24 protein-coding genes are annotated in these 26,895 nt (G+C 56.8%); 10 read left to right on the forward strand and 14 right to left on the reverse strand.

Going from position 1 to position 26,895, the window contains the following annotated elements; all coding sequences use genetic code 11:
* The first annotated feature begins 12 nt into the window (after window positions 1-12).
* Complete coding sequence (locus GQR96_RS20095) at window positions 13-1,140, forward strand: ABC transporter ATP-binding protein (protein ID WP_017899248.1); 1,128 nt, start codon at window positions 13-15, stop codon at window positions 1,138-1,140.
* A gap of 16 nt (window positions 1,141-1,156) precedes the next feature.
* Complete coding sequence (locus tag GQR96_RS20100; RefSeq protein ID WP_060656726.1) at window positions 1,157-2,443, forward strand: ABC transporter substrate-binding protein; 1,287 nt, start codon at window positions 1,157-1,159, stop codon at window positions 2,441-2,443.
* A gap of 71 nt (window positions 2,444-2,514) precedes the next feature.
* Here the strand turns inward: GQR96_RS20100 and GQR96_RS20105 are convergent, their stop codons facing one another.
* The 4 genes from GQR96_RS20105 to GQR96_RS20120 all read right to left on the reverse strand — a co-directional run bounded on the left by GQR96_RS20105 (window position 2,515) and on the right by GQR96_RS20120 (window position 6,821).
* Complete coding sequence (locus tag GQR96_RS20105) at window positions 2,515-3,858, reverse strand: carbohydrate porin (protein ID WP_065905368.1); 1,344 nt, start codon at window positions 3,856-3,858, stop codon at window positions 2,515-2,517.
* A 121-nt stretch (window positions 3,859-3,979) separates the two neighbouring features.
* A complete protein-coding gene (locus GQR96_RS20110) occupies window positions 3,980-5,413 on the reverse strand; it encodes a glycoside hydrolase family 32 protein (protein WP_065905369.1) in 1,434 nt (477 codons plus the stop codon).
* A gap of 19 nt (window positions 5,414-5,432) precedes the next feature.
* Complete coding sequence (locus GQR96_RS20115) at window positions 5,433-6,674, reverse strand: MFS transporter (RefSeq protein ID WP_065905371.1); 1,242 nt, start codon at window positions 6,672-6,674, stop codon at window positions 5,433-5,435.
* Window positions 6,675-6,686: 12 nt separating this feature from the next.
* Window positions 6,687-6,821 (reverse strand): hypothetical protein, encoded by a 135-nt coding sequence (locus GQR96_RS20120; protein WP_048325637.1) that lies wholly within the window; start codon window positions 6,819-6,821, stop codon window positions 6,687-6,689.
* Window positions 6,822-6,915: 94 nt separating this feature from the next.
* Between GQR96_RS20120 and GQR96_RS20125 the strand changes: the two genes are divergently transcribed.
* A complete protein-coding gene (locus GQR96_RS20125; RefSeq protein ID WP_004205404.1) occupies window positions 6,916-7,911 on the forward strand; it encodes a LacI family DNA-binding transcriptional regulator in 996 nt (331 codons plus the stop codon).
* Here the strand turns inward: GQR96_RS20125 and GQR96_RS20130 are convergent.
* Together GQR96_RS20130 and kduD are read right to left on the reverse strand one after the other, a co-directional pair.
* Complete coding sequence (locus GQR96_RS20130) at window positions 7,908-9,329, reverse strand: arabinose-proton symporter AraE (RefSeq protein WP_032456582.1); 1,422 nt, start codon at window positions 9,327-9,329, stop codon at window positions 7,908-7,910. The two genes, GQR96_RS20125 and GQR96_RS20130, sit on opposite strands and share 4 nt — an antisense overlap.
* Before the next feature lie 296 nt (window positions 9,330-9,625).
* Complete coding sequence (gene kduD / locus GQR96_RS20135) at window positions 9,626-10,387, reverse strand: 2-dehydro-3-deoxy-D-gluconate 5-dehydrogenase KduD (protein ID WP_012540639.1); 762 nt, start codon at window positions 10,385-10,387, stop codon at window positions 9,626-9,628.
* Between the two features lie 483 nt (window positions 10,388-10,870).
* On the opposite strand from kduD, the gene GQR96_RS20140 reads away from it, so the two are divergent.
* Complete coding sequence (locus GQR96_RS20140; protein ID WP_065905372.1) at window positions 10,871-12,046, forward strand: oligogalacturonate lyase family protein; 1,176 nt, start codon at window positions 10,871-10,873, stop codon at window positions 12,044-12,046.
* A 134-nt stretch (window positions 12,047-12,180) separates the two neighbouring features.
* Here GQR96_RS20140 and ompK26 read toward each other — a convergent pair whose 3' ends face one another.
* The 3 genes from ompK26 to GQR96_RS20155 form a co-directional block, all read right to left on the reverse strand.
* The gene (ompK26, locus tag GQR96_RS20145; protein WP_004205398.1) at window positions 12,181-12,876 is read right to left on the reverse strand and encodes a KdgM family porin OmpK26; all 696 of its coding nucleotides are present in this window, start codon (window positions 12,874-12,876) and stop codon (window positions 12,181-12,183) included.
* A gap of 248 nt (window positions 12,877-13,124) precedes the next feature.
* Window positions 13,125-14,303, reverse strand: coding sequence for an acetyl-CoA C-acetyltransferase (locus GQR96_RS20150; protein ID WP_065905373.1), 1,179 nt, complete (start codon window positions 14,301-14,303; stop codon window positions 13,125-13,127).
* A 118-nt stretch (window positions 14,304-14,421) separates the two neighbouring features.
* Window positions 14,422-15,291 (reverse strand): LysR family transcriptional regulator, encoded by an 870-nt coding sequence (locus tag GQR96_RS20155; RefSeq protein WP_004205395.1) that lies wholly within the window; start codon window positions 15,289-15,291, stop codon window positions 14,422-14,424.
* A 102-nt stretch (window positions 15,292-15,393) separates the two neighbouring features.
* Here GQR96_RS20155 and GQR96_RS20160 point away from each other — a divergent pair, with 102 nt between their 5' ends.
* From GQR96_RS20160 to GQR96_RS20185, 6 genes are all read left to right on the forward strand, one after another.
* Complete coding sequence (locus tag GQR96_RS20160) at window positions 15,394-15,855, forward strand: multidrug/biocide efflux PACE transporter (RefSeq protein ID WP_004205393.1); 462 nt, start codon at window positions 15,394-15,396, stop codon at window positions 15,853-15,855.
* A 123-nt stretch (window positions 15,856-15,978) separates the two neighbouring features.
* The gene (locus GQR96_RS20165; protein WP_004205392.1) at window positions 15,979-17,208 is read left to right on the forward strand and encodes an amino acid permease; all 1,230 of its coding nucleotides are present in this window, start codon (window positions 15,979-15,981) and stop codon (window positions 17,206-17,208) included.
* Window positions 17,209-17,328: 120 nt separating this feature from the next.
* On the forward strand, window positions 17,329-18,207 hold the full coding sequence (locus GQR96_RS20170) for an aldo/keto reductase family oxidoreductase (protein WP_017899257.1): 879 nt from the start codon (window positions 17,329-17,331) through the stop codon (window positions 18,205-18,207).
* A 383-nt stretch (window positions 18,208-18,590) separates the two neighbouring features.
* A complete protein-coding gene (mrkH, locus tag GQR96_RS20175) occupies window positions 18,591-19,295 on the forward strand; it encodes a transcriptional activator MrkH (RefSeq protein ID WP_004205390.1) in 705 nt (234 codons plus the stop codon).
* Window positions 19,296-19,312: 17 nt separating this feature from the next.
* On the forward strand, window positions 19,313-19,885 hold the full coding sequence (locus GQR96_RS20180; protein ID WP_004205389.1) for a transcriptional regulator MrkI: 573 nt from the start codon (window positions 19,313-19,315) through the stop codon (window positions 19,883-19,885).
* Window positions 19,886-20,028: 143 nt separating this feature from the next.
* On the forward strand, window positions 20,029-20,745 hold the full coding sequence (locus GQR96_RS20185; protein ID WP_004205387.1) for a cyclic-di-GMP phosphodiesterase MrkJ: 717 nt from the start codon (window positions 20,029-20,031) through the stop codon (window positions 20,743-20,745).
* Between the two features lie 33 nt (window positions 20,746-20,778).
* Here GQR96_RS20185 and mrkF read toward each other — a convergent pair whose 3' ends face one another.
* From mrkF to mrkA, 5 genes are all read right to left on the reverse strand, one after another.
* Window positions 20,779-21,414, reverse strand: coding sequence for a type 3 fimbria minor subunit MrkF (gene mrkF / locus GQR96_RS20190; protein ID WP_004205386.1), 636 nt, complete (start codon window positions 21,412-21,414; stop codon window positions 20,779-20,781).
* 13 nt (window positions 21,415-21,427) lie between these two features.
* The gene (gene mrkD, locus GQR96_RS20195; RefSeq protein WP_004205385.1) at window positions 21,428-22,423 is read right to left on the reverse strand and encodes a type 3 fimbria adhesin subunit MrkD; all 996 of its coding nucleotides are present in this window, start codon (window positions 22,421-22,423) and stop codon (window positions 21,428-21,430) included.
* A complete protein-coding gene (mrkC, locus tag GQR96_RS20200; protein WP_004205384.1) occupies window positions 22,414-24,900 on the reverse strand; it encodes a type 3 fimbria usher protein MrkC in 2,487 nt (828 codons plus the stop codon). Before mrkC ends, mrkD begins: the two co-directional genes overlap by 10 nt.
* An 11-nt stretch (window positions 24,901-24,911) precedes the next feature.
* Complete coding sequence (gene mrkB, locus GQR96_RS20205) at window positions 24,912-25,613, reverse strand: type 3 fimbria chaperone MrkB (protein ID WP_004205383.1); 702 nt, start codon at window positions 25,611-25,613, stop codon at window positions 24,912-24,914.
* Window positions 25,614-25,708: 95 nt separating this feature from the next.
* Window positions 25,709-26,317 (reverse strand): type 3 fimbria major subunit MrkA, encoded by a 609-nt coding sequence (mrkA, locus tag GQR96_RS20210; RefSeq protein ID WP_000756959.1) that lies wholly within the window; start codon window positions 26,315-26,317, stop codon window positions 25,709-25,711.
* Window positions 26,318-26,895 lie beyond the last annotated feature (578 nt).

The following is a 26,895-nucleotide window of genomic DNA, read 5'->3' on the forward strand; positions in this document are numbered from 1 at the left end:
GAGGGAAATATCATGGCTGAAGTGATTTTCAACAAACTGGAAAAAGTTTACTCCAACGGGTTTAAAGCGGTGCATGGTATCGACCTGAAGATTGCCGATGGCGAATTTATGGTGATCGTCGGCCCTTCCGGCTGCGCCAAATCGACCACCCTGCGCATGCTGGCGGGTCTGGAGACCATCAGCGGCGGCGAGGTGCGGATTGGGGACAAGATCGTCAACAACCTGGCGCCTAAATCCCGTGGTATCGCGATGGTGTTCCAGAACTACGCTCTCTATCCGCATATGACGGTGCGCGAAAACCTCGCCTTTGGCCTGAAGCTGAGCAAGCTGCCCAAGGCGCAGATTGATCGGCAGGTGGAGGAAGCGGCGAAAATCCTCGAACTGGAGGAGCTGCTGGAACGTCTGCCGCGCCAGCTCTCCGGCGGCCAGGCGCAGCGCGTGGCGGTGGGCCGGGCGATCGTCAAAAAACCGGACGTCTTCCTGTTCGACGAGCCGCTCTCCAACCTGGACGCCAAGCTGCGCGCCTCGATGCGCATTCGCATTTCCGATCTGCATAAGCAGTTGAAGAAATCCGGTAAACCGGCGACCACCGTCTACGTTACCCACGATCAGACGGAAGCGATGACCATGGGCGACCGCATCTGCGTGATGAAGCTCGGCCACATTATGCAGGTCGATACCCCGGACAACCTTTACCACCAGCCGAAAAATATGTTTGTCGCCGGCTTTATCGGCGCGCCGGAGATGAATATTCGCCCCAGCCAGCTGGTTGAGCACGACGGCCGCCTGTGCCTGACCCTTGGCGACCAGCGCCTGCCGTTGAACGACCGTCTGGCGGAGAAAGTCGGCGCCTATCAGCATCAGGAGGTGTTCTACGGGGTCCGCCCGGAATTCGTGTCGCTCTCCGACGCACCGTTCGCCGAAGGCGGCTGCATGGGCGAGATGGTGCGGGTGGAAAACATGGGTCATGAGTTCTTTGTCTATCTGCAGGTCGCGGGCTACGAGCTGACCGCTCGCGTGCCGTCGGACGATGCGAAGCCGATGATTGCTAAGGGACTGAATCGAAAAGTCTATTTCACCTTTGATCTTAACAAGTGTCACATCTTTGACGCCAAAACCGAACAGAACCTCTCTCTGTGAACCCTGGAGCATAACAATGAAAAACGTGCTGATAAGCGCCACCCTCTCCGCCACCCTGGGCCTTAGCGCCTTCTCCTCGCTGGCGCAGGATGTCGACCTGCGCATGTCCTGGTGGGGGGGCAATGGCCGCCATCAGGTGACCCTCAAGGCGCTGGAAGCTTTTCACCAGCAATATCCTGATATCAATGTCAAAGCGGAATATACCGGCTGGGACGGCCATCTTTCGCGCCTGACCACCCAGATAGCCGGCGGCACCGAGCCTGACGTGATGCAGACCAACTGGAACTGGCTGCCGATCTTTTCGAAAAATGGCGATGGCTTTTACGATCTCAATACTCTGAAAGACGAGATCGATCTCAGCCAGTTTGACGCCAAAGAGCTGCAGTCCACCACGGTCAACGGCAAGCTCAACGGCATCCCGGTGTCGGTCACCGCCCGCGTTTTCTACTTTAACGACGAAGCGTGGAAAAAGGCGGGCATCCCCTTCCCGAAAACCTGGGATGAACTGCTGGCGGCGGGAAAAACTTTCGAAAGCAAACTCGGGAAACAGTACTACCCGGTGGTGCTTGAGCACCAGGACGTGCTGGCCCTGCTCAACTCTTACATGGTGCAAAAATACAACCAGCCGGCCATCGATGAGAAAAGCCGCAAATTCTCCTACAGCAAAGCGCAGTGGGCGGACTTCTTCGGCATGTATAAGAAGCTTATCGACAGCCATGTGATGCCGGACACCCGCTACTATGCCTCGTTCGGCAAGAGCAACATGTACGAGATGAAGCCGTGGATCCAGGGTGAATGGGGCGGGACCTACATGTGGAACTCCACCATCAATAAATATTCCGACAATCTAAAGCCGCCGGCGAAGCTGGTGCTGGGGGAATACCCGATGCTCCCCGGCGCCACCGATGCCGGACTGTTCTTCAAGCCTGCGCAGATGCTGTCCATTGGCAAATCGACGAAAAACCCGCAGGCGGCGGCGAAATTGATTAACTTCCTGCTGAACAGTAAAGAAGGGGTGGATATTCTGGGTCTGGAGCGTGGCGTGCCGCTGAGCAAAGCGGCGGTCACCTACCTGACCGAGGACGGGATCATCAAAGCCGACGATCCGGCGGTGTCCGGCCTGAAGCTGGCGCAATCCCTGCCCACCACCCTGCCGGTCTCGCCGTACTTCGACGACCCACAGATCGTCGCCCAGTTCGGCACCACCCTGCAGTACATCGACTACGGTAAAAAGTCGGTGGAAGAAGCGGCCGAGGACTTCCAGCGCCAGACCGACCGCATTCTGCGCCGCGCGATGCGTTAACCTGCCCACCTGAACTCTCCCGCGGCGTCCGCCGCGGGAGAGTCTGCCTGAGTATCCTGTCAGAAGAAATATCAGAAGAAATATTTAAAGCGCACCCGGGCACCATAGCGTTCGTCGGGATTCCCGCTCTTCGCCGCCGTGGAATCGAGCCACGAGGCGTAGGCGCCAAGGTAAATATTGAAGTTCGGCATCGCCATAATATTCGGCAACTGCCAGGATGTATGCACGGTATGGATGTCATAGCGCCCCGGCGGGAGGATTGCGCAGTCGCCATCGCACTCGCCATTCACCCCGGCCATGTTGAACTGATCGATTTTGTTATGCGCGTAGATATAGCCCAGCTCCACGCGATGCCACAGGGCATTGATTCCGGCGCTGAAGTCGGTTTCATCCGCCGCGTCCAGCAGGGCAGTACTCAGATTGACCACCGCCCCATCGTGCGGATCGCTTTTCAGGGTGTTCCAGCTCATGGTCATCCCGTAGCCGGTGCGGTTTGACTGGTCGACCCAGCGCCCGCTCTGACTCTGATAGCCGTAGGCGTTGTTGACGAGGTTGCTCTCTATCGCTGCCGCCGCCGACCAGGCGCCGGACTGCCACACCGCCACCGGCCGCACGTACACTACGTTTTTGCGGTTTTCCAGCGCATTACCGTGATAGTTCTGATCGACAAACAGCGAACTGCCGTCCTCCACCAGGGTATTGACCTCGAAATACCAGTTATCTACGGTTTTGCTGAACAGGAGGTTGCCGCCGCTGCTGCTGCGCCCGCGCCCCTCTTTCATCATGTAAATATAGCCATAGCCGTCGGAATAAAGGTCGTTGGCGGTATTTCCTGAATATTCAATAAAGGTATCCTGATTCAGGGGGAACATATCCCAGGCTTCAAAGCGGCCTATTTTTATTTTCCAGTCATCCTGCTGACCAAAGAAAAATACCGCATCGTCGAGATTCATTTTGCCATCCATATCCGCCAGCGGCTGCACGCTGAATCCGGCATATTTCCCGTCGTCGCCATTACGTCTGCCATCAAAACCCAGCAGAATACGGCCGTTAATATCCCAGCGCTCTTTCTCGCCGGGCGCCCAACTTTTATTCGCGCTGGTTTTGACCGACGTCAGGCTACCGGTGCGGCTGGCGCCATCAAGATTAAATTCGACGTCGCCATAAAATTTTAATTCGCCATTGTCGTTCAGCTGCAGGCGCGGCGTAGCCGGCGCCGCGCGGGCGACGGTCGTGGCCTGCTGCTGGCCTTTCAGCGTCTTAATCTCCGCCTCTGCGCTGGCGGCGCGCGCCTCCGTCGCCTTCAGCCGCTGCTCCATTTGCGCCAGCCGCTCTTCCAGCGATAACGGCGCCTGCGCCATCGCCTGTGGCAGATACAGAGACGTGAGAAAACACCCGACCCAGATTTTATTCATCGGTAAACCCTTTTATTATGGAATGAACTGAATTTTTTATTAATGGGTAATGCACGACGATACAGGCAATAATAACCCGCCCATCGTCAAAGACGGGTTATTAACGACAACAGCCTTTTTATTATTCGAGCTGCCAGGCTCCGGCTTCGGTTAATGCCGCCGAACCGCTCCAGGCAAATAACGCTAATTCACGGCAGGGAGCCTGCGGATAGATACGGCTGCTCAGGCAGGCCTCGCCGTCATTGACAAAAACCTCCACCGAAGAGCTATCGAAAAATATCCGCAGATTGAGATCCGCCCCGGCGGTCAACGGTACGCTGCGCGTCCCGCACAGGCCATACTGCGGATAATGCCGCTCCAGCACCAGACGCTGCTGTTGGGCATCCACGTAGAGGCGCAGGCCATCGCCAAAGCGCAGACCATACTGCTCGGCGCTGCTGCTGGCGCAGTTCCAGCGCAGGTTGACCTCCATCGCCTCGCAGTTGTCGACCATCGTGGTCTGCTGATTGTTCAGGGTGCTTACCGGCCACGGGAACCAGGCGCCGCGCAGGCTCTCCACTTCTTTCGCCGGGCGCATCTGCAGGCGGTTATCCGCGCTCAGGCTCAGCTCGCGCGGCAGGGAGAGCATGCCCGCCCAGCCGTCCTGCTGCTCCGGCAGCGGCGATTCCCACATATCCAGCCAGCCAATCACGATCCGCCGGCCATCGGGGGTGGCGAAGCTTTGCGGCGCATAGAAATCGTGGCCGTGATCCATCTCCGTGAACTCGCCGTGGCGGACGAATCGCTGCCCCGGCTGCCACTCGCCGATCAGATAGCCGCTCTGGAACAGGTTGCGGTTGCGGAACCCCTCGGCCTGCATCCCCTGCGGGGAAAACATCAGGACGCGTTTGCCGTTGAGGGTGAAGAAGTCCGGGCACTCCCACATATAACCCATGGTGCTTTCCGCTTCATCCAGCACCCCCGCGTCCTGCCACTGGCGCAGATCGGCTGAACGGTACAGCCGTACCTGACCGGTGTCGCCTTCGCGCGCGCCGACGATCATGTACCAGCTGTCTCCCTCCCGCCAGACCTTCGGGTCGCGGAAATGGTGCATGCCCGGCGGAGTGTCGACCACCATCCCCTGGCGCTCGAAGTGGATCCCGTCCCGGCTGGTGGCCAGGCACTGTACCTGATACAGATTGGCTTCGTCGCCAGGGTCGCCGTGGAATTTATGCCCGGTGTAAATCAGCGCCAGGGTATCGCCATCGACCACCGCCGAGCCGGAGAAGCAGCCGTCTTTATCCTCCGGCCCCTCCGGCGCCAGGGCCACCGGCAGATGCTCCCAGTGCACCAGATCCTTGCTCCGTGCATGCCCCCAGTGCATCGGCCCCCACTGGGTGGAGTACGGGTGATGTTGATAAAAAGCATGGTACCAGCCGTCGAACCACACCAGACCGTTTGGGTCGTTGATCCACCCGGCGCGGGCCGCCAGGTGATAGTGCGGATACCAGCGCAGATTGAGCGCCTGGCGTTGTGTCTGGAGTACCTGTTCAGCCCTGGAGATTGTGTAAGTCATCGTTTTCACTCTTTTTGATTCAGATAGCGGTAGGTTGCGACATCAGCGGATCGGCGGAGGATTTGCCGGAGCGCAACAAGAAGATGGAAATAAAGGTGGTGCAGAACACCAGCAGGCCCATGATCAGATAGGACTGAGCGAAGCCATATTTTTCATAGCTGTAGCCCGCCAGCGGCGACAATACGCTGGCGATAATCGAGCTGGTGCAGGCGAAGCCCACCAGATAGAGGGTGGAGGAGAGGCGTTTATCGAAGTTGATGCTGTTGTACTTAAAGATAGCCACCAGCAGTATCGGCAGCTCCACCGCGTGCAGCAGTTTGGTGATGGAGATCAGCAGCGGCCCCTCCACCAGGCCGGAGGCCACCATGCGCATCGCCATCACCATGCCGGCGAAAATCAGACCGTTTTTGGCGCCGATGCGGTTCACCAGCCACGGCGCGCAGAACATGCCGGCCGCCTCGAGGAACACCTGGAAGGAGTTAAGGTAGCCATACATCTCATTGCCTTCCTGCAGGGTCGCGAACTGCGATGAGAAATAGACCGGGAACTGCTGGTCATAGACGCCGTAGATGCAGGTGCCGATGACGAAGAAGACCAGCGCCCAGAAGCGCGGCAGCGTCAGCAGGCGCAGCGCATCTTCCAGGGTCACCTTGCCGCCCGAAACCGCCTCCTGCATCGCATGCGGTGCCGAGGAGACGCGCAGCCGGGCCAGCAGAATAAAAAACACCAGTCCGGAGCAGCTGGCGACGAGGAAGTTAAGCTGCGGGTTGATGTTAAACAGCAGACCGGCGAAGAAGGTGGCCACTGCCCAGCCCAGCGAGCCCCACATCCGCGCCCTGCCGAATTCAAACTGGCTCTGGCGCGCCACGCGCTCGGTATAGGATTCCAGCACGCCAATGCCGCCGTTAAAGGTCAAGCCGATGTAGATCCCGCCGAAGATGCTGCCCAGCAGGACGTTAATTTTCAGCAGATGGCCGAACAGCAGATACGCCGGACCGGAGAGGATCAGCAGCGCGGTGATATACCAGAGCAGACGTTTGCGCAGCCCCAGCTTATCCTGGATAAAGCCATAGCAAACTTGCGCAAACAGCGCGGAAACCGACAGAACGGCGTAGATGATACCGGTATCGCCGGCCTTCAGCCCCACCTCCTGGTGCAGCCAGATGGAGAGCAAGGAGCCGGATGACGACCAGGTCACGAAAAAGAAAAACAGTAAGGCACTGAGCAACGGGTAGCTGTGTGAGTGATGCGCTTTCATCATGACATTCTCGTGTTAGAGGAATGCAATTATGGTAACGTTAACAAAAAACAAAGCGCAGAGGGATTCGCTGCGATATATGATGTTAATCACAAAAGTTAACGTTAACATAACGAAGATGCGATCGCGATCAAAAATCAACCGCAACATCGCTCACGACGGCGTTAGCAGAAAATCGTTTCACGCTTTTACATCAGCGACTTAGTTGTATAGCCTGTACTCTGCAGCTATGGCGGAGGAAAAAATGGCATCCCTGAAAGATGTAGCAAAACTGGCGAATGTATCTCTGATGACCGTCTCACGGGCGCTGAACACCCCGGAGCGGCTGAAGCCGGAGACGCTGGCCCGCGTACAGGCCGCCATCGCCGAAACCAACTACGTCCCCGACCTGTCGGCGAAAAAGATCCGCGGGGCGCGGGCCACCCCCAGCACCATCGGCGTGCTGGCGCTGGATACCGTCACCACGCCCTTTTCGGTGGAAATCACCCTGTCGATCGAAGAAACGGCCCGCGCCCACGGCTGGAACAGCTTTGTGGTCAATATGTTTTCTGACGATCGGCCGGAAGCAGTGGTCGACCTGCTCCTCTCCCACCGTCCGGACGGCATCATCTTTACCACCATGGGCCTGCGTCAGGTGCCGCTGCCGGACAAACTGCTGACCCTGCCCTGCGTGCTGGCTAACTGCGAAAGCCTCAGCCAGCCGGTGGCCAGCTATATCCCGGACGATGAACAGGGCCAGTACGACGCGGTAAAAGCCCTGCTTGCCGCCGGCTATCGTCGTCCGCTGTGCCTGCACTTACCCGCCAGCCAGCTGGCGACAATCCGCCGCCGCCAGGGGCTGGAGCGCGCCTGCCGGGAGGCGGGCATCGAACCGGAGAGCCTGACCCACTCATATATGGCCCAGGGCGATGAGCATTACCACGATATTCCCGCGGTGGTGCTGGCGCATATCCGCGAGGGTAAACCCGGCTTCGACTCGGTGATCTGCGGTAACGATCGCATCGCCTTTATGGTCTATCAGACGCTGCTGGGCCAGGGGTTACGCATTCCACAGGACGTGGCGGTGGTGGGATACGACAATATGGTAGGAATTGGCGATCTGTTTTTGCCGCCGCTCTCCACGGTGCAGCTGCCGCACTACGACATCGGGCGCCTGAGCGCCCTGCATATCATTCACGGCGACAACCATCGGGAGACGCGCAAGGTCGCCAGCCCGTGGTTGCCGCGCGCCTCACATTAACGGTTACCGATATTGCGCAGCTTCTCGCCCGCCATCAGGTTGCGCTCAATGTGTTCAAGGCTGACATTTTTGGTCTCCGGGATCAGCCAGAAGGTGACGCCGATAAAGGCCACGTTGAGCACCGTGTAGAGCCAGAAGGTCCCGGCGGCGCCGATCGCGTCAAGCAGCGTCAGGAAGGTGGCGCCGATGATCATGTTCGACACCCAGTTGGTGGTGGTGGAGCAGGTGATGCCGAAGTCGCGGCATTTCAGCGGCTGGATCTCAGAGCAGAGGATCCACACCACCGGCGCCGCGCTCATCGCATACCCGGCAATACACATCATGGTCATGCCGACGGAAAGCCAGGAGAGGCCGCTGGAGGCGGTGCCATTGTCGAACTGCATCAGGCAGTAGCCGAGCACCAGGGTGCCCAGCGCCATCACGCTGAAGCCGATTTTCAGCGCCGGCTTGCGGCCCGCTTTATCCACCGTGAACACCGCGATAAAGGTGGCAAACATAAAGGTCAGGCCCACCACCAGGGTGGCGATCATCTGCTGTTCGGTAGTGGTAAAGCCCGCCATTTTGAAAATACGCGGGGCGTAGTACATGATGATGTTCATGCCGGTGAACTGCTGCATCGCCTGCAGCAGCATGCCAAGGAACACCGCCCGGCGCACGTTACGATTGACCTTGAACAACGCCCAGCCGCCCTGCTTCAGCTTCAGGCTTTCGCGGATCTCGTTAAGCTCATCGCGCGCCTTCTCCGAAGTATCGCGCAGCATCCGCAGCACCTCTTCCGCTTCGATATGGCGCCCTTTCTCCGCCAGCCAGCGCGGGCTGTTCGGCAGAAAGACGACCAGAACGATCAGGATCACCGCCGGCAGCGCCAGCACGCCCAGCATGGCGCGCCAGTTACCGCTGTAGCTAAAGGCGGTATCGGAAAGAAACGCCAGCACAATGCCGAGGGTCACCATCAGCTGATACATACTGATCATTTTTCCGCGCACGTTCTCGCTGGCCATTTCGGAGAGGTACAGCGGCGCGGTATAAGAGGCGATCCCGACGGCCACCCCCAACACCACGCGGGCCACCAGCAGCACTTCGACGCTGGCGGCAAAAGCGGAGCCTATAGAGCCGGCGACAAAGAGCACAGCTCCCGCCATCAGGCTGTATTTGCGGCCAAGGCGGAACGACAGCCAGCCGTTAAACAGCGCGCCTATCGCCGCCCCCAGCATCATGCTGCTGACCACCCACTCCTGAAGCTGGCTGGATAAGGTAAAGTGGTCGGTAATAAAGGGCAGCGCCCCGGATATCACGCCGATATCCAGGCCAAAGAGCAACCCCGCCACCGCCGCGGCGATAGAAACAAACCAGTTCATCCGCCGGGTGTCACGTTGCGCCCGCGGCGTTAATGCAGAGTCGTTACTGATTGAAGTCATTTTTATTCCTGCCACACAGAGAAAGACATAGGACGAAAGTACGTGACTGGCGGAGGGGTTTGTCAGGCTGGATACGCCAAAGATATGGACTATTTTGCTGGCAAGATGGGTTTTGTGATGGACATTAAACTTTCAACGTAACGAAAAATTCGTTTCGCATCGTTAATAACCCTGTTCATACAGGGCGGTAACATTAATTCTGCATTATGGAATATGGACGATCCTCATTTTACGGTATGGACAATAATTGCTCAGACGGCCGGAGCGGTGTGTGCCGCGCCGGCCGTCACCGTCGGTTAGCGCGCCAGCCAGCCGCCGTCCACCGCCACCGTGTAGCCATTGATGTAATCGGAGGCTGGGGAAGCGAGGAAGACCACCGGCCCCATCAGGTCGGCCGGCAGGCCCCAGCGCCCGGCGGGAATGCGGTCGAGGATTTCGCTACTGCGCTGCTCGTCAGCGCGCAGCTGCTGGGTGTTATTGGTCGCCATATACCCCGGGGCGATGGCGTTGACATTGATATTGTGTTTAGCCCACTCGTTGGCCAGCAGGCGGGTAACGCCCATCACCGCGCTTTTGGACGCGGTATACGACGGCACACGGATCCCGCCCTGGAACGACAGCATCGAGGCGATGTTAATGATCTTCCCGCCGCTGCCCTGGGCGATAAAGTGCTTCGCCGCCGCCTGGGACATGAAAAATACGCTCTTGATGTTGAGGTTCATCACGTCGTCCCAGTCCTTTTCGCTGAACGCCAGCGCGTCCTCGCGGCGGATCAGGCCGGCATTGTTGACCAGAATATCAATATGGCCAAACTCCGCCACCGCCCGCTCCAGCAGCTGAGGGATACCGTCGATCTGGCGCAGGTCGGCAGTCAGGCTGAGAAAGCGGCGTCCCAGCGCCGTCACCCGCTCGATGGTTTCCACCGGCTCGACAATATTGATACCGACGATATCGCAGCCCGCTTCCGCCAGCCCGAGGGCCATCCCCTGACCTAAACCGGTATCGCATCCGCTCACGACGGCCACTTTTCCCTGCAGGGAGAATGCATCAAGAATCATAATGTGTTCCTTAGTCGTTCAGAGCCTGCAGTATGCAGGCAAGGTTCTCTCGGCCCGGCTCGCGCCGGCGGCGCGACTGAGCGTGGGGCGAACTCACGGGCATAGCCCATCATAAAAATAAAACAGAGTTCCGTTTTACTGATGGGTGCCATCTTAGCCCCGCCCTCTGTCATTTTCAATGATATTTAAAACGTTGTTTCATTTTTTATGACGCCGATTACAAAAAAAGAAAACGCGAACGGATCCGGTAACCCACGCCGGACAGGAAGCGGTTTTAAAAGGATGATGATTCAATCGGTTGTCCGGAGAGGCGGCCAAAGTGAGGCCAGCAGGCCGCAGAAGATGCAGGAATTACGCTGAACTGCGTGGGATATCACAAATAATGAAACGTTGTTTTGATAAATTGACACCCATCTTTTAAAACACATCACTCAGCGACACGCCTCTGGTCCAGCGGCATCGCAGGAAAGAAAGGAGCACTACATGGCTAAAGGCATGCGGGTCAAACTGAATTACCACGTCAGCCGCGATCCGGATACCGGGGCGGAAGTCACCCGCTTAACCCCCCCGGAGGTCACCTGTCATCGCAACTACTTCTATCAGAAATGCTTTTTTAACGATGGCAGCCATTTACTGTTCGCCGGCGAGTTTGACGGCCACTGGAACTACTATCTGCTGAATATCGCCAGCGCCGAAGCCGTTCAGCTGACGGAAGGCGCCGGGGATAACACCTTCGGCGGTTTCCTCTCCCCGGACGATAAGTCACTCTATTACGTGAAAAATGACCGTACCCTGCTGGAGGTGAACCTCACCACCCTCACCGAGCGTGAAGTTTACCGCGTCAGCGAGGCGTGGGTCGGCTATGGCACCTGGGTGGCAAACAGCGATTGCAGCAAACTGGTAGGCATTGAGATTGCGAAAAGCGACTGGACGCCGCTCAACGACTGGCAGATTTTTCATGACTTCTTCCACAAAGGACCGCATTGCCGCCTGCTGCGCGTCGACCTGCGCAGCGGTGAGAGCCAGGTGATCCATGAGGAAAAAATCTGGCTGGGACACCCGATCTATCGTCCCTTCGACGACCATACCGTCGCCTTCTGCCATGAAGGGCCGCACGATCTGGTTGACGCCCGCATGTGGCTGGTGAATGAAGATGGCAGCAACGTGCGTAAAGTCAAAGCGCATGCCCCGGGGGAAAGCTGCACCCATGAATTCTGGGTCCCGGACGGTTCAGCGCTGATCTACGTCTCCTATCTGAAAGGCCAGCAGGGGCGGACGATCTATCGCTTTGATCCGGAGAGCGGCGTCAACGAGGCCCTGATGACGATGCCCGCCTGCTCGCATCTGATGAGCAATTTCGACGGTACGCTGCTGGTGGGCGATGGATCAGGCACGCCGGTGGATGTCAAAGATACCGGCGGCTACTCCATTGATAACGATCCTTATCTGTACGTCTTTAACGTGGCGGAGAAGCGCTACTTCCGCGTCGCGCGCCATGATACCTCGTGGGCGACGGTGGCCAACAGCCGCCAGGTGACGCACCCGCACCCCTCGTTTACGCCGGACGACAGCGCCATTCTGTTCAGCTCTGATAAAGACGGCAAGCCGGCCATCTATATCGCGAAATTACCTGACCATCCGCCGATGCTGAGCGCCTGAGCCCCGGCGAACGTTTTTCTGTAACTGGCCTTGCCCTCCTTCGCGGAGGGCTTTTTTTTGTTCCCCCGCTTTGGCCCATAAAAAACCCCGGCTGACGGCGCCGGGGAAAACAGACGATGAGGGCCTGATGGAAATCAGAATGAGTAAGCCACCCCGACGCGGAAACGGGTCTGGCGATCGCTGCGGTCATTCACGCCGACGTTGCCGATTTCACCATACGGCGACCAGTTGTTATCCAGCTTATAGGCCACCTTCACGTTATATTCCTGCGAGTAGGGTTTGTTGTCGTTACGATTCACCCCTTCCGAACTGCGGGCATAGACATAGTTCAGCTCGGTGCGCCAGTCGCCGAGAGCAAACCCGGCCCACGCGTCGCCGCGATTCACCTTGTCATCATCTTTGCCGGCATCATTCGGATAGCGGGTGTACTCATAGCGATAGCGAGCGGCGACATAGAAGCCATTGTCGAAACTGTATTGTACGTGCAGGTGCGGCTTGTAGATGGAGCGGCTATCGTTGCTCTCTATGGTAAACCCGGGGGTGAGGAACAGGTTCGATGTCGCTTTCCAGCGCCAGCTGATGGTGTCTTCATGGCCGTTGCCCACCACGTCCGAATAGGGTTGCGAACCGTTGTCGCCGCCTGAACGCCATTTGGCCTCTACGGTAAAGCCTAGCCCGTTGGCGAAGCGGTGGGACACCGAGACGCGGTCAGCATTGCTTTTATCGCTCTTGCCGCCATCAATAAATTCATGACGTAAATCTATCGTGACCGCGGTTGCCGCAAAAGACATACCGCAGAGGGCGGCCAGAACCAGAGATCGTTTCAACATAGGGTACCCCTTATAATAAATAAAATGTCATTTCGTTTTTATGAAACGTTATTTTATTTTTTAAGCACCTTAGTTTTAGTGACCAGGATCGTAGTTATTTGTTTCAAAAAAGGTGGCACAACAAGACGTGACGGAGCTCAATAAATTGGCGGTGGGTGAGGGAAATACGGGTGAAAAAAGAGGGGTCGGCAAAGCGCGGCGCATAAAAAAGGCCTCCCGCAGGAGGCCATGGAAATCGACATGTAGCGCTACGCGCGTTCTACCGCCAGCGCCACGCCCTGACCGCCGCCGATGCACAGCGTCGCCAGCCCTTTACGCGCATCGCGCTTGATCATTTCATGCACCAGCGACACCAGAATCCGACAGCCGGAGGCGCCGATGGGGTGGCCGAGGGCGATCGCGCCGCCGTTAACGTTGACCCGTCGCTCATCCCACTCCAGTACCCGGCCAACGGAGATAGCCTGAGCGGCAAAGGCCTCATTGGCTTCGATCAGATCGACGTCGTCCAGCCGCCAGCCGGCCCGCTCAAGACAGCGACGAGTGGCGTGCACCGGCGCGATGCCCATCAGCGCCGGATCGACGCCGACGCTGGCGAAGGCGCGGATCCGCGCAAGGATCGGCAGCCCCAGCGCCTCGGCTTTCGCCTCACTCATCATCATCACCGCCGCCGCGCCGTCATTGATGCTGGAGGCGTTGCCGGCGGTTACCGATCCGAGACGATCGAAGGTAGGCTGCAGGCTGGCCAGCCCTTCCGCGCTGGCATCCACCCGCGGTTGTTCATCGGTATCCACGGTGCGCGCCGCGCCGTTATGCTCGATAACGACCGGGACAATCTCATCGCGAAAGCGTCCGGAATCAATCGCCTTGCGCGCCTTCTGCTGCGAGCTGAGCGCCCAGGCGTCCTGCAGTTCGCGGCTGATGCCATATTCCCGGGCGAGGTTCTCCGCCGTGACGCCCATATGATAATCGTTGAAGGCGTCCCACAGGCCGTCATGGACCAGGCTGTCAATCAGCTGGCTGTTGCCCAGCTGGGCGCCGGTGCGGCTGTCGGTGAGGACATGCGGAGCGCGGCTCATGTTCTCCTGGCCGCCGGCGATCACCACGTCCGCCTCCCCGCACTGGATCGCCTGGGTGGCGAGGTGCAGGGCTTTCAGGCCGGAACCGCAGACGTCGTTAATGGTGATCGCCGATACGGTGTTGGGCAACCCGCCGCGAATAGCAGACTGACGGGCCGGGTTTTGCCCGGTTCCCGCGGTCAGCACCTGGCCGAGGATCACCTCATCCACGCTCTGCGGATCGATTCCCGTCTTCTCCACCAGCGCCTTCACCACCACGCTGCCCAGCTCAACGGCTGAATGGCGCGATAACGCGCCCTGAAAGCAGCCAATCGGCGTACGTAGCGCCCCGACGATCACGACATCCTTCATCCTCTACCCCTGCCCGTGCTTTTGCGCAAAGAAACAGCGATATACTAGATAATTGTTATCAAAAAACTTTGTAATTGTTTAAAAAAAGTGAAGCCAATCACAAAGAAATAGCTATTCGTTAACGCTCACGCCGCTGCAGATGCTGACGCAGCCAGCTGCCGGCCGCCCCGGGCGGCGCTTTCTTATTCCACAGCAGATCCACCGAAATCGCCCGCGGCCAGCCGGGGATATCGAGCGCCACCAGTCCGCCCTGCGGCGCAAACTCCGCCACCAGCGCACAGGGCAGAATGCACCAGCCGAAGCCCTGCACCGCCATGCTGAGCAGCAGCAGGTAGTTTGGCGCCGACCAGACCTGCCCGGCGGCAGGCTCCGTCGCGCTGGCCAGAAAGGTGCTCAAACGCAGCTCGCGCCAGCTGCGCAGCTCATCCCAGACAACCTTGCCCTGCCCCGCCAGCGGATGGTCAGGCGCCACGTAAATGCCCATCGCCGTCTGCAGCGGCAGGCGGGTGCTGCCGATATCGGTCGGGTAGCGCTCTCTCGCCTCAATCAGTCCCACCTGGGCGCGGGATTTTTGCAGGAGATCGATCACGTCCTCATCTTCGCCAATCAAGCATTCAAATTCGGTATGAGGGAAGCGGCGGTCAAACTGCACAAGCAGATCTTCCAGCACGTCCGGGTGCAGGGTGTCCGAGAGCACAAAGGTCAGCCGCGGCTCCGTCTCGCCGGACAGCGATACCGCCAGCTCATCCAGCCGCTCGCTGGCGGCGAGGATCGCTTTGACATAGCTCAGCACCTGCTCCCCCTGCGGCGTCAGCGTCGGCTGCCGCGTTGCCCGATCGAAGAGGGTCACCCCGAGATCAGCCTCCAGGTTGGCGATAGCGGTACTGATCGTCGACTGGCTTTTGCGCAGGCGACGGGCGGCGGCGGAGAACGACCCGCTGTCAACGGCCTCGACAAAGGCGGTTAACGCTTCCGGTGAATAACGCATGATGTATCTACTTTATCGATGGTTTCTATCTTTTGTTTATCATATTTTTCCATAAACTGCCGGGTAATTTCCTGTTCAGGCTAAAACTGGAGGTAGCTCGCCATGCAACAGACCCCACATCAGCGCAAGACGCTCACCGAGCGCGTTATCCACGCCATCACCTTCGAAGGGCTGGCGACGCTGATCCTCGCTCCCACCGCCGCCTGGCTGATGCAGCGTTCGGTGGTGGAGATGGGCGGACTGAGCATTCTGCTCGCCACCCTGGCGATGGTATGGAACATCATTTATAACGCGGCTTTCGATCGCCTATGGCCAGTCTCCCGCGTCCCTCGCCGGCTGAAAGTGCGGGCGCTGCACGCGATCGGCTTCGAGACCGGCTTTGTTATCATCGGCGTCACCATGGTGGCCATCGTGCTGGGGGTATCGCTGCTGCAGGCGTTTATGCTGGAGATCGGCTTCATGCTCTTCTTCCTGCCCTACACCATGGCGTTTAACTGGGTCTGGGACACCCTGCGCGAGCGCGTGATCCGTCGTCGCCGCCCGCGCCAGGCGGCGCGCGGCTAGCCCCGCGGCGGATCCTTCGCGATCCGCCGCGACTTTATCACCAAAAACTATCGCAACAGACGAACCATAAATATGGTAAATTGCACTCCTTTTTTTTGGTTTGACGGTTGATAAAGTCGCATAATGTCTAAAATTTGGTCTAAAGAAGAAACTCTATGGAGTTTTGCCTTATATGGCACTGCAGTAGGCGCTGGGACGCTATTTCTACCGATCCAGCTGGGTTCGGCTGGCGCCATTGTCCTTTTCATCACCGCGCTGGTCGCCTGGCCGCTCACCTACTGGCCTCACAAAGCGCTGAGCCAGTTTATTCTCTCGGCCAATATCGCGCCGGGAACCGGGATCACCGGCGCAGTAAATCACTACTATGGTAAGAAAATTGGCAACCTGATCACCGGGCTCTATTTCCTCGCCTTCTTTGTGGTCGTGCTGATCTACGCCGTGGCCATTACCAACTCGCTGGCCGAGCAGGTGGCACATCGCACGCCGATGACGCCTGCGCTACGCGCGCTGCTGAGCCTGGGGGTCGTGCTGGTCCTTAACCTGATCTTTCTCATGGGCCGGCAAATCACCATCAAGGTGATGGGCTTTCTGGTCTTCCCGCTTATCGCCTGCTTCCTGTTTCTCTCCCTCTATTTAATCCGCGACTGGCATCCGGAACATCTCACCAGCCAGATGCAGTTCAGCTCGCAGACGCTCCACCAGGTCTGGATCTCCATACCCGTGATGGTTTTCGCTTTTAGCCATACGCCGATCATCTCGACTTTTGCTATCGACCAGCAGGAGAAGCACGGCGACCTGGCCATGGGTAAATGCAAAAAAATCATGAAGGTGGCCTATACCATCATCTGCGCCAGCGTGCTGTTTTTCGTCTTCAGCTGCCTGCTGGCCATCCCGGCGACCTATATTGAGACCGCCCGCGATCAGGGGGTGACCATCCTCTCCGCCCTGTCGATGGTGCCGGGCGCGCCGGGCTGGCTGGCGGTGACCGGCATTATTGTCGCCGTGGTCGCCATGTCGAAATCCTTTCTCGGCACCTACTTCGGGGTCATTGAAGGCGCCAGCGAAATCGTCAAAAGCTCGCTGGGCCTGATGGGCGTGCGCAAGAGCCGCGCCTTCAACCGCGCGATGTCGATCATGCTGGTCTCTGCCTTCACCTTTGCGGTGTGTTTTATCAACCCGAATGCGATCTCGATGATCTACGCCATCAGCGGACCGCTTATCGCCATGATCCTGTTTATCATGCCCACGCTGTCAACCTGGCTTATCCCGGCGCTGAAGCCGTATCGCTCGGTGGGTAACGCCATCACTCTGGTGGTCGGCCTGCTCTGCGTCTCCGTGATGTTCTTCGGCTAATCCGTCTCCGGCGACAGCGGCTTGCCTGAGCCGCTGTCGCACATTCTGACAATATTCTCACCCTTCCCTTCCTTGTTAGCGCATTACACTTACGGCTTAGCCACCGTGAGGAGAGTTCCTATGTCCAGTGTCACCTTATCCGGTCGCGGCACGCTCGGCGATCGCCAGGTCTATCGGTTGGGTTACGGCGCCATGCAGCTGGCCGGCCCCGGCGTTTTCGGCCCGCCGAAAGATCCAGAAGAAGCGGTGCGCGTGCTGCAGGCCGCCGTCGAAGCCGGGGTAAACCATATCGATACCTCGGATTTCTATGGCCCCCATGTGACCAATCAGCTGATCCGCAAAGCGCTCCACCCCTACCCCGACGATCTGTGCATTGTCACCAAGGTCAGCGCCCGCCGTGACGAGAAAGGCAACTGGCTGCCGGCCATGTCGCCCGCTGAACTGACCCAGGCCGTCGAGGACAATTTGCGTCACCTGGGGCTCGACGTGCTGGAGGTGGTGAACCTGCGCAGTATGCTGAGCCCCCACGGCCCGGTGGAAGGGTCGCTGGAGGCGCCGCTCGCCACCCTGCTGGAGCTGAAGGAGCGAGGATTGATCCGCCATATTGGCCTCAGCAACGTGACGGCAAAGCAGGTGGCGGATGCACAGAAAATGACGCCTATCGTCTGCGTGCAAAACCTCTATAACATTGCCCATCGCGCCGACGACGCGCTGGTGGATGCGCTGGCCGCCCAGCACATCGCCTGGGTTCCCTTCTTCCCGTTGGGCGGTTTTACCCCCCTGCAGGCGCAGGAGCTGAACGAGGTCGCGGCCTCGCTTGAGGCGACGCCGATGCAGGTCGCCCTCGCCTGGCTACTCCAGCGCGCGCCCAATATTCTGCTGATCCCAGGCACCTCATCCCGGACGCACCTGGCGGAAAATATTGCCGCCGCCGGGCTAATTCTGCCGGCGGATGCGCTGCGTACCCTGGATAATATCGCCACCCGCAAGCATCCCTGACCCGTCATGCCGAAAGGAGGGAACGACTTCCCTCCTCAATATTTGCCTGGAAAAACCTCATCACTGCTGGCACTATAGATCCTACAAATGGGGCGTGATCGACGATCGTTCTCTCATTATTCCCGTTAATTAAACTTAAGTTTTTTATCCTTCGACCGGTCTCCAGCTTGGAGGCCGTTGTCGTTTTTGTCATGACCAAAATTTGAAACGCTTGATTACAGGAAACACAATATCGAATTCCAAGTTTATACATATCAATCTGGCTGCAAAGATAGTCAATAACATCAAACGCTCATAAAAACATCTGATTAACCCAATCAGAATGTTGCTATTGCTATAAGAAAAATCAAACGCCTCACGACAACTATTTACAAGGGATGCACATGACAGAGGGAACGATAAAGACCAGTAAGTATGAAATTATTGCTATTTTCAGAGAGGAGTTGCGCAAACGTACTGAAATTGAAATATTTTTTAACAACACCAGTATCATAACCCAACTGACGCGCGTGGACTTTGCCGAGTTCCATATTCAGACCCATCGCAAAATCCCGCCCGGGCATAAAATTCGCTTTCTCCTGCATAGCGATTCAGGGAAAATAGAGTTTAATGCGGCCCTGACAAAACATGACAATAGCGGTGTCGATAAAGGTATCCGCTACGCCTTTTCCTTGCCTGAATGCCTGCAGGTGGTGCAGCGTCGCCGCGATCCCCGCTTTCGTTTACGCCACGAGCATGATTTTTATTGCCGCGGTCGCCATAAAAATGGCGAAAACTATCTTTTCGACATCAAGGACATTTCAGACGGCGGTTGCGCACTGATGACCAAAACGCCGAATCTGAAATTCCTCAGTCATAACGCATTGCTGAAAAACGCCGTACTGATGCTGGCGGAATATGGCGAGATCACCATCGACCTGGTGGTAAAGAATGTCATTATTATCACCCTTGATGACCCTAATGAAGAGAGCGAAAGCTACTATCAGATATCCTGCCAGTTTAAGTTCCGCCATCTCGACGACCAGCGCAGAATAGAGAAAATTCTGCTGGACCTGATCTTAGAAGCCAAGCGAAAAAAGAGAATCTGATACCCTTGGAAAGTATATTGCTGTACACCAATGATAATCTCATTGGTCACTCAATCTATCACTACCTTATTGATAGTCATGAAAACGCCACCCGTTTTGGCTATGACGAAGTCATCCATGGGAAACAGCTGCCTGAGGCCCAAACGGTTATTTTCAATTTAATCAATAAGGATATTTCTGCCATCAGAATCGTTGATCTATTGAATGCGCTCCGCCTTTCCCTGCAACGCTGCCAGCAGCCGGTGCTGATGATAAAAAGCGACATTGCCGGACTGTGCAGAGAGTTAATAACCGTCGATAATGCCATGATTATTAGTGAAAAATCGCCGCTATCTATGTTTGCTTCTATTATCCAGCGGGCGAAGGGCGCCAGCGAACAACCGCCGCGACGATTGCGCAAACAACTGTCGCCGCGGGAGTGCCAGATCCTCGAGCTGCTGATTGCCAACAATAATAATAAGCGGATTGCCGCCCTGCTCGGCATTGCCCATAAAACGGTCCACAGCCATCGAATCCATATCATGCAAAAGCTGGGCATTGATAATTCCCGCACGATGAACCAGCGTATTGCCGCCCTCCATCAATGCTAAATTACGCAGAGGTAAATCAATAGCGGATAAAGCGTACTTATTCGTTGTTGATTTACATTTCCTGCCATTCCCATTAATCATCAGGTAGCCTATAATTAACCTATCCTCTGCTTATTGTCTGACTAACCTCGTGAAGAGGGATAATGAACACTAAAATATTCGAAGACAACATTTTATCTCGTAATGATATCGCTGTACGCTACGTCTTTCAGAAAATGTTTTCCCCACAAGGTACCTTAGTCGCGGTTGAATGCTTAAGCCGCTTCGATAATCTTCCCGTTTCGCCAGAATATTTTTTCCGCCATGCCACCGCGGCAGTTCGTGAACGTATTTTTCTCGAGCAACTGGGGTTGATTGAACAGCATAAAGCATGGTTTTTACGTAACCATATTTCCGCTACCATTAACGTTGATGACCATATCCTGACTCTGCTGCGCCAGAAGGAAATAAAAGAGAAAATCGCCGCCCTGACCTGCGTCCATTTTGAAGTGACCGAAAACGCCGAGAAACTTCTGAATAATTCCCTGGCCGCCTGGCAAAGCCCGCAGGATACCTCGCTGTGGCTCGATGACTTCGGCTCTGGCTACGCGGGGATTAACGCCATCAGCGGTTATCATTTTGACTATGTCAAAATTGATAAAGATTTTTTCTGGCATCTGATGCGCAAAGAGTCCGGCCGTCAGCTGATGGATGCGCTGGTCACCTTTTTATCCCGCAATCATCACAACGTGATTATTGAAGGCGTGGAAAGCGAAGCCCATAAAAAATGGCTGCAGGGTATGGAGTGGTTTGCTATTCAGGGGCATTACTGGCAGGAAGTCAGCATTGAGCAACTGGTTGCCGACGATATTGGCATATAAAAAAGCCGGGCTTGCCCGGCTTTTTCGTCCCGCTTAATTATAAACTAATTCCCACGTTGCCCAGCTGGTAATTGGCCCGCTGGTGGCGCTTTTCGGGGTCGGCGAAACGTAGCCCACATAATAGGTGAACAGGCCGCCGCTGACCGCGTTTTCCTGTAAATGCACCTGATTTTGCTGCGGATCCGCAGGGACAATTTTATTACTCTTATCCAGCGTATTATTATCATTGGTCGACAGCGCCAGATAAATATTCTGCGCGCCGTCTGGCAAGGTATTAGCCAGATAGCCCGCGTTCTCATTGCCGACCGCCGTCAGTAAAAAACCGTCGATCCAGCGAACGCTGACCCGCCGCACCTCGTCCTGCGAAGCGGCGCCGCCGTCATGACGTAGCTGGCAGTTTGACAGCGCCAGGGTAAAAGGCTGCGGCTTCATAAACGCGCCGGCCCCGCGATCGTGCACTTCCGCCAGGCTGACCGGCGCCAGCCAGACGTTGCCGCTGCCGGCATGCTGGCCGCCATTGAGCGCGACGCTGCAGGAGATATCCGTCACCCGCCCGGCAAAATCGACCCGTCCGCGGTCGTAATTAGTCTCGAAACCCCACGCCGAGGGGACGGCGAGGCTGCCGCAGAGCAGCAGCCACGCGATAGTATGTTTCGGCAATCCCTTCATTCCCCCTCCCGTATTAATCGTACGTCAGGTTAAAGATCATATGCGACTCCACCTCACCGGTGCTGGTCGTCGGGCCATACTGATAAAAGCGCGCGTGCAGCGGTATGGTGATGTAGCGGGTCTCCTGATTATTCAAGCGGCCAACGGTATATTTCTTATTAAACTGCAGCGGGGATCCATCCTTCAGCACCTGGATGCCGACGCCTTTCGCCATCCCGCTGCCGGCCTTTTCATTCAGCAAGGCGCCCATGGTGGCGGTGGTGCTGGTAGCCAGGGTGCCGGAGAAAGAGGTGCTGATGTTGGCATATCCCGTTTCACTCAGGCCGCCGCTGCACTGCAGCTCAATATTAAAATCCTTCCCGCCCGCGGTGGTGCCAACCCCTTTCAGGTCAGTACGTCTGATGGCGCCCACATCAACATTCATATTTTTCCCACTCAATACCGAACAGGAGGGCGAGACCACGGTGATCGCGTTGGCGCTCAGATAGGTTTCGAGGATCGGGTTGCCGCCGCTCTCCCAGTCGTAGGAGGTGTATTTTCCCGCCGCGAGGGTACCGCTGCCGGTGGTTGCCGCAGTTTTGATAATCTCCAGCGTAAAACGTGATCCTTCAAGGGAATAGTTGGTGGTGTTATACACTCGGGACGAATAGACGTCGGGATAGACGATATTCACCGTCGCGCCACCGCGGCTGAAACGCATACCAATTCCCGGCACGTTGGTGGAATAAATTTTATTCCCCAGGTCCGTGGCCCCTGGCGACACGATCTTCGCCGCGAAGCGGTTGGTGCCGGAGGTACAGCGATAGCTCGCCCCGCCGGGGGCGCTCATCGTCCAGTCGCGGGTGAGGATCACCGAACCCACCGGCAGATCCGGGGGCACCACCACCCTGCCCACCACCATGTCCAGCATCACCGTTGGCGAAGAAAGGCGCGTACAGACGGCCCAGGACGAGGTGGTGCCCAGCGCCATCAAGACGATAAAAAGCGTCAGTAATTTCCTCAGCGACATACGCTATCCTTTGTTGTTTGCTGCCCCAGATCCACCGAACACTGCCCGCCGCTCCACTTCACAATCGCGCGTTTGGCGTTCGCATCGCTGATAAACATCATGCTGCCCTGACCGACGACGCCGATCTCCTTGCCGTCGGGGGAGAAAATACTCGCCGCAAACGGCAGCGGCTCATGGTTCGCCTGGCGCGCCTGCAGGGTGAGGTTGTTCTGCACCGTGGTGCCAAACGCCACCTTAACCACGCTGCCTTCCCACGGCACAACCTGCGCCACGGTGCGATCGAAGGCCACGTCGTCATGGCTGCCTTTCGGGTCGATCTCGACGGCGTTAATTCGGTACGGGCGCAGATACGGCAGGATGGCGTAACCATTGCTGTCCACGCGGGTGCCCGGCGATCCCGGGAGCATAGCGCCGGCCGCGTCTTTGGCTTCAATCAGCGCCATCGTCGAGCCGCTTTCCGGTGAGAGCACCACGCCGCCGCTGTGGGCGATCATCGTCCCGCTGGCGCCAATGCCGCTCTGACGATAGCCTTCGCCCTGGCTGTAGCTGCCGTTGAGGGTGGTCCATGGCGTACGGTAGCTGCCGTTGAGCGCCACATCATGCTGACCGCCGGTGGCGGTGGTGGTCGACACGCCGTAGTTAAGGTTGTTTTCACTGTCCAGCGAACCGTTGATACCAATCTGCGAGCTGGCAAAGCGCGAGTTGTTGAACGAGGTGTTCGACGTCAGGTTGGCGGTGCGGTTGTCGCCAAACCACAGCGGGTAGCTGAAGTTGAGTGAAATGCGATCGTCGCGGCGATGGCCGGAGCTGTCCGGGGTATAGACGCGCTGGGCGCTCGCCGACCAGGAGAGACGACCAAACGAATTGTTATAGCTGACCTGATACTGCTTCTCGGTCCCGGAGCGGTTCCAGTAATCGGAAATACGACCGCTGAGATAAAACCCGCCCCAGCCGTCAGGCAGGTTCTGGTTTACCGTGAAGGTCATGCCGTTTTTTTGCCGCCAGAGGGTGTAGTTGCTGCGGCTGTTTTTTTCCTGATCGACGGCGTACAGCGCGTCGTTGAGGTTGTAATAACCTTTCGTCGAGTAGCGATACGCCGCCAGCACGATGCTGGTCTGGGTATCGGTGAACATGCGGTTAAAGGTGGCGCGATAGCTCTGCCCCGAGTCATCATGGCTATCGCTTTTCAGCCGAGAATGGGTGACGTCAAAAGAGAGGGCGCCGATCCCGGTGTTCATCCCGGTGCCCACCAGGAAGGCCTGATAGTCGTCAAAGCCGGTGACCCCGGTGTAGCCGGTCAGCAGGTTATTGATCCCGTGCTGCCAGGTCGCCTGATAGAGCATCGGCTTATTGCGCAGCCCGCTGTCGTCCACTTTACCGGCGGAGAGCGCGTAGCGGGTCATGCCCGGACGCAGCAGCTGAGCAACGGAGGCGTAAGGCACGCTGAACACTTCCACCGAGCCATCCGCCTCTTTTACCGAAACCTCAAGATCGCTGCCATAGCCGGATGGATAGACATCCTGCAGCGTAAACGGCCCCGGCGGAACGGTGGTCTGATAGATAATGTTGCTGCCCTGGCGCACGGTGACGAGGGCGTTGCTCTGCGCCACGCCGCGAATTTCCGGGGCATAGGAGCGCATGCCGTCCGGGAACATATTGTCATCGGTGGAAAGATTAACCCCACGCAGACCGATGGTGTCGAAAAATTCACCATTGGTAAAGATCTGCCCACCGCTGACAATGGAGTTGATCTGCGGGATCGGCCGCTGGAGATAGGTTTGGTTGCTGTTCCAGTGCGCTTTACCCTGCTGCTGCTGCCAGTTCAGGTTACCGATATGCTTCAGCAGCCAGCCGTCCCACGACAGGCCGGCATTGACGCCAAGGTAGGCGCTGCTGTTATCCGACCCGCCGACCGAAGAGGTGTGGCTGTTCCAGGCGTTGGCCATCCAGCCAAGATTAAGCGCGGTAATGCCTTTGTCCCAGAACTCCGGGCTGACATAGTTTTTCAGGCGTTGATCTTCATAGATCTGCGGCACCGAAATGTTCAACCGCAGGGAGGACTGGACCAGGTTGTCTTTGACGTTGTCTTCGTTGCGCCAGGATTTGAGGCTACCGCAGTAGCCTTCCTGTTCGCTCAGCTGCGGATTGAGCTTTTCCGCCGCGATGCCGTACTGCGTCAGCATCGCTTTGGTGTAGCAGACCCCAAGGTTACCGTCTTTGTCGCGCGCGATGCGCAGATCGTAGCGCCCTTTCCATTCGTCGTTGGTGTAGACGTCAAGGGAGTAAGTGCCTTCGGTAATCGCGCTGGTCGAGAAGCGTGACAGGTCGACCTTTTCGCGACTGCCGACAATAAAGCCGTCGTTAAATTGATATACCGTTCCCGGGTTTTCCTGTCCGCTGGAAAATGGCGGAAAGCAGCACAGCGCGATGGCGATCGCGGTGCTTAATCTTCCCGGGCAGAATGACCTCTGCTTCATTAGCTTTTCCCTTATTTAACGGCCACTTTCACTGCGACATCGGCGCCATAGTCATTAATGTTGTTAACGGTCAGGGTTTCGCCGCGGTTGACGGCGGAGGAAAGCGCCACCGTCTGGCTGGACTGCGGCGCCAGCATCACGGTTTTGCTGTTCAGGGCTTTACCGCCGTCGCGGGAAATACGGCTGACGGTAATGTAGAACGGCGTCGGGTTGCTGATGGCGAGACTACTGCCGCTGGCGGTCAGGGTCAGCTTCTCGGCCGCCGCATCGCGGTTGCCCAGTCCGGCAGGACGATAAATAAATTTAAAGCGCGAACGGATCGCCAGCTGCAGCACGTTCTGGCCTTCATTTTTCTGATTGGCCACCACCGGCGGTATTTCCAACAGATTCAGCCACCACAGCGTCTCTTTATCTTTCGCCAGACCGGCGCTGCTGCCGAGCTTAATACGCAGCGTCTGGCCGCTCTTGGCGTCAACGCGCGAAATCGGCGGGGTGATAATAAACGGGGTGGTAATGGTATCCGGTGTGGCATCGGCATCGCCGTTATCCAGCCAGGCCTGCGCCAGCGCCGGACGGTCGGCGTTATTTGAAAGCTGTACCGTTATTTCTTTTTCATTTCCTGGATAAATAAAGCGGGTACCGTTAACAATAATATTGTTGGCGTGGGCCGCAAAACTAAAAATGAAACAGAAAAAAAGGGCAATACGCTTCATGCTGACCTCAGAATAAAAATACAAGCGGCGGTCATCGCCGCTTTATTATTGTTATTAACTGCCCCATCGCGGGGCAGTTTTATTTTCTGACGGAATTACTGGTAAGTAATTTCGTAAGTCGCGTAGCTGTTAACCACACCAGTGGTCACAGTGGTCGGCGCACTGGTGGCGTAGCCTACGTAGTAGGTGAAACGCGCGCCATCAGCGACAGCGGAAGCGTCGCCTTTCGCTTTCGGCTGAGTGCTGTCACCCGGGATGATTTTGTTGGTCAGCGCGGTAGCGTTGTCAGTAGACAGTACCAGCTGGATGTTCTGAGCACCGGAAGCTTCGGTGTTCGCCAGGTAGCCCTGTTGTTTGCTGGTAGCGCCAGCCAGCAGGTTACCGCCGGTCCAGTTTACGCCCAGTTTGCTTACGTCATCCTGTTTGGTGCCGTCAGCAGCCTGGCAGTTAGAGACGTCAATGGTGAAAGATTTCGGTTTCAGGTAAGTATCCGCTGCTGCCGCTTTAACTTCAGTCAGAGTTACCGGAGACAGGTAAACGTTCGCATCGCTGCCCTGGCCGTTAACAGAAACAGTACAGGATACATCGGTAACTTTACCGAAGAAATTAACCTGGCCGCCGCCAACATTGGTATCAGCTGCATGGGCAGCAGTCATGCCAAAAAACGCGGTTGCCATTGCTGCAGAGAGAAGAACCTTTTTCATTGCCATTTCCTTGTCAGAGTGAATTACGAATCAATGAGCACACTGTGAATTCGCATAGAACCAGAAACATCAGGCGATGCTGATTTATGCCACTGCTAATAGAATCTTCGACTGACCGGGAGCCGCAATATTTAAGGCGTCAGGTAACGAACTTAAAAATATAAGTTCGCTGGTGCTATCGGCGTCAAAGAATGCTATTTATTCGCCGACAAATATACATTTGTTCACGTTTCATTAAGTTATATAACAGATAATCGATAACTATTAATAAATGCTTATTGATAGATCAAAACGGGGTGATGGATGTTTACAGCGCGGAAAGCCTAACGCCAGGGCATGAGAGAAATGGCCGTCTCAGCATGCCGAAATGGCCGCCAGAGGGCTATTGCGAATCGTCCGAATCCGCCCCAACGGCGGCTAAAAACCGCCCAACTAATTCATACAACGAATGGTAACCGCGTAAATGAGGCGCATTCTACATTCTGATCGCAGGCAGTCCGCGTGATACTCCCATCAAAAAATAATCACTAATCCATTGTTTTTAAATTAAAAAATAGAGAAACATTCATATCTCCGTC

It is taken from the genome of Klebsiella sp. PCX (genome assembly GCF_021869705.1).
GTDB lineage: Bacteria > Pseudomonadota > Gammaproteobacteria > Enterobacterales > Enterobacteriaceae > Klebsiella > Klebsiella quasipneumoniae.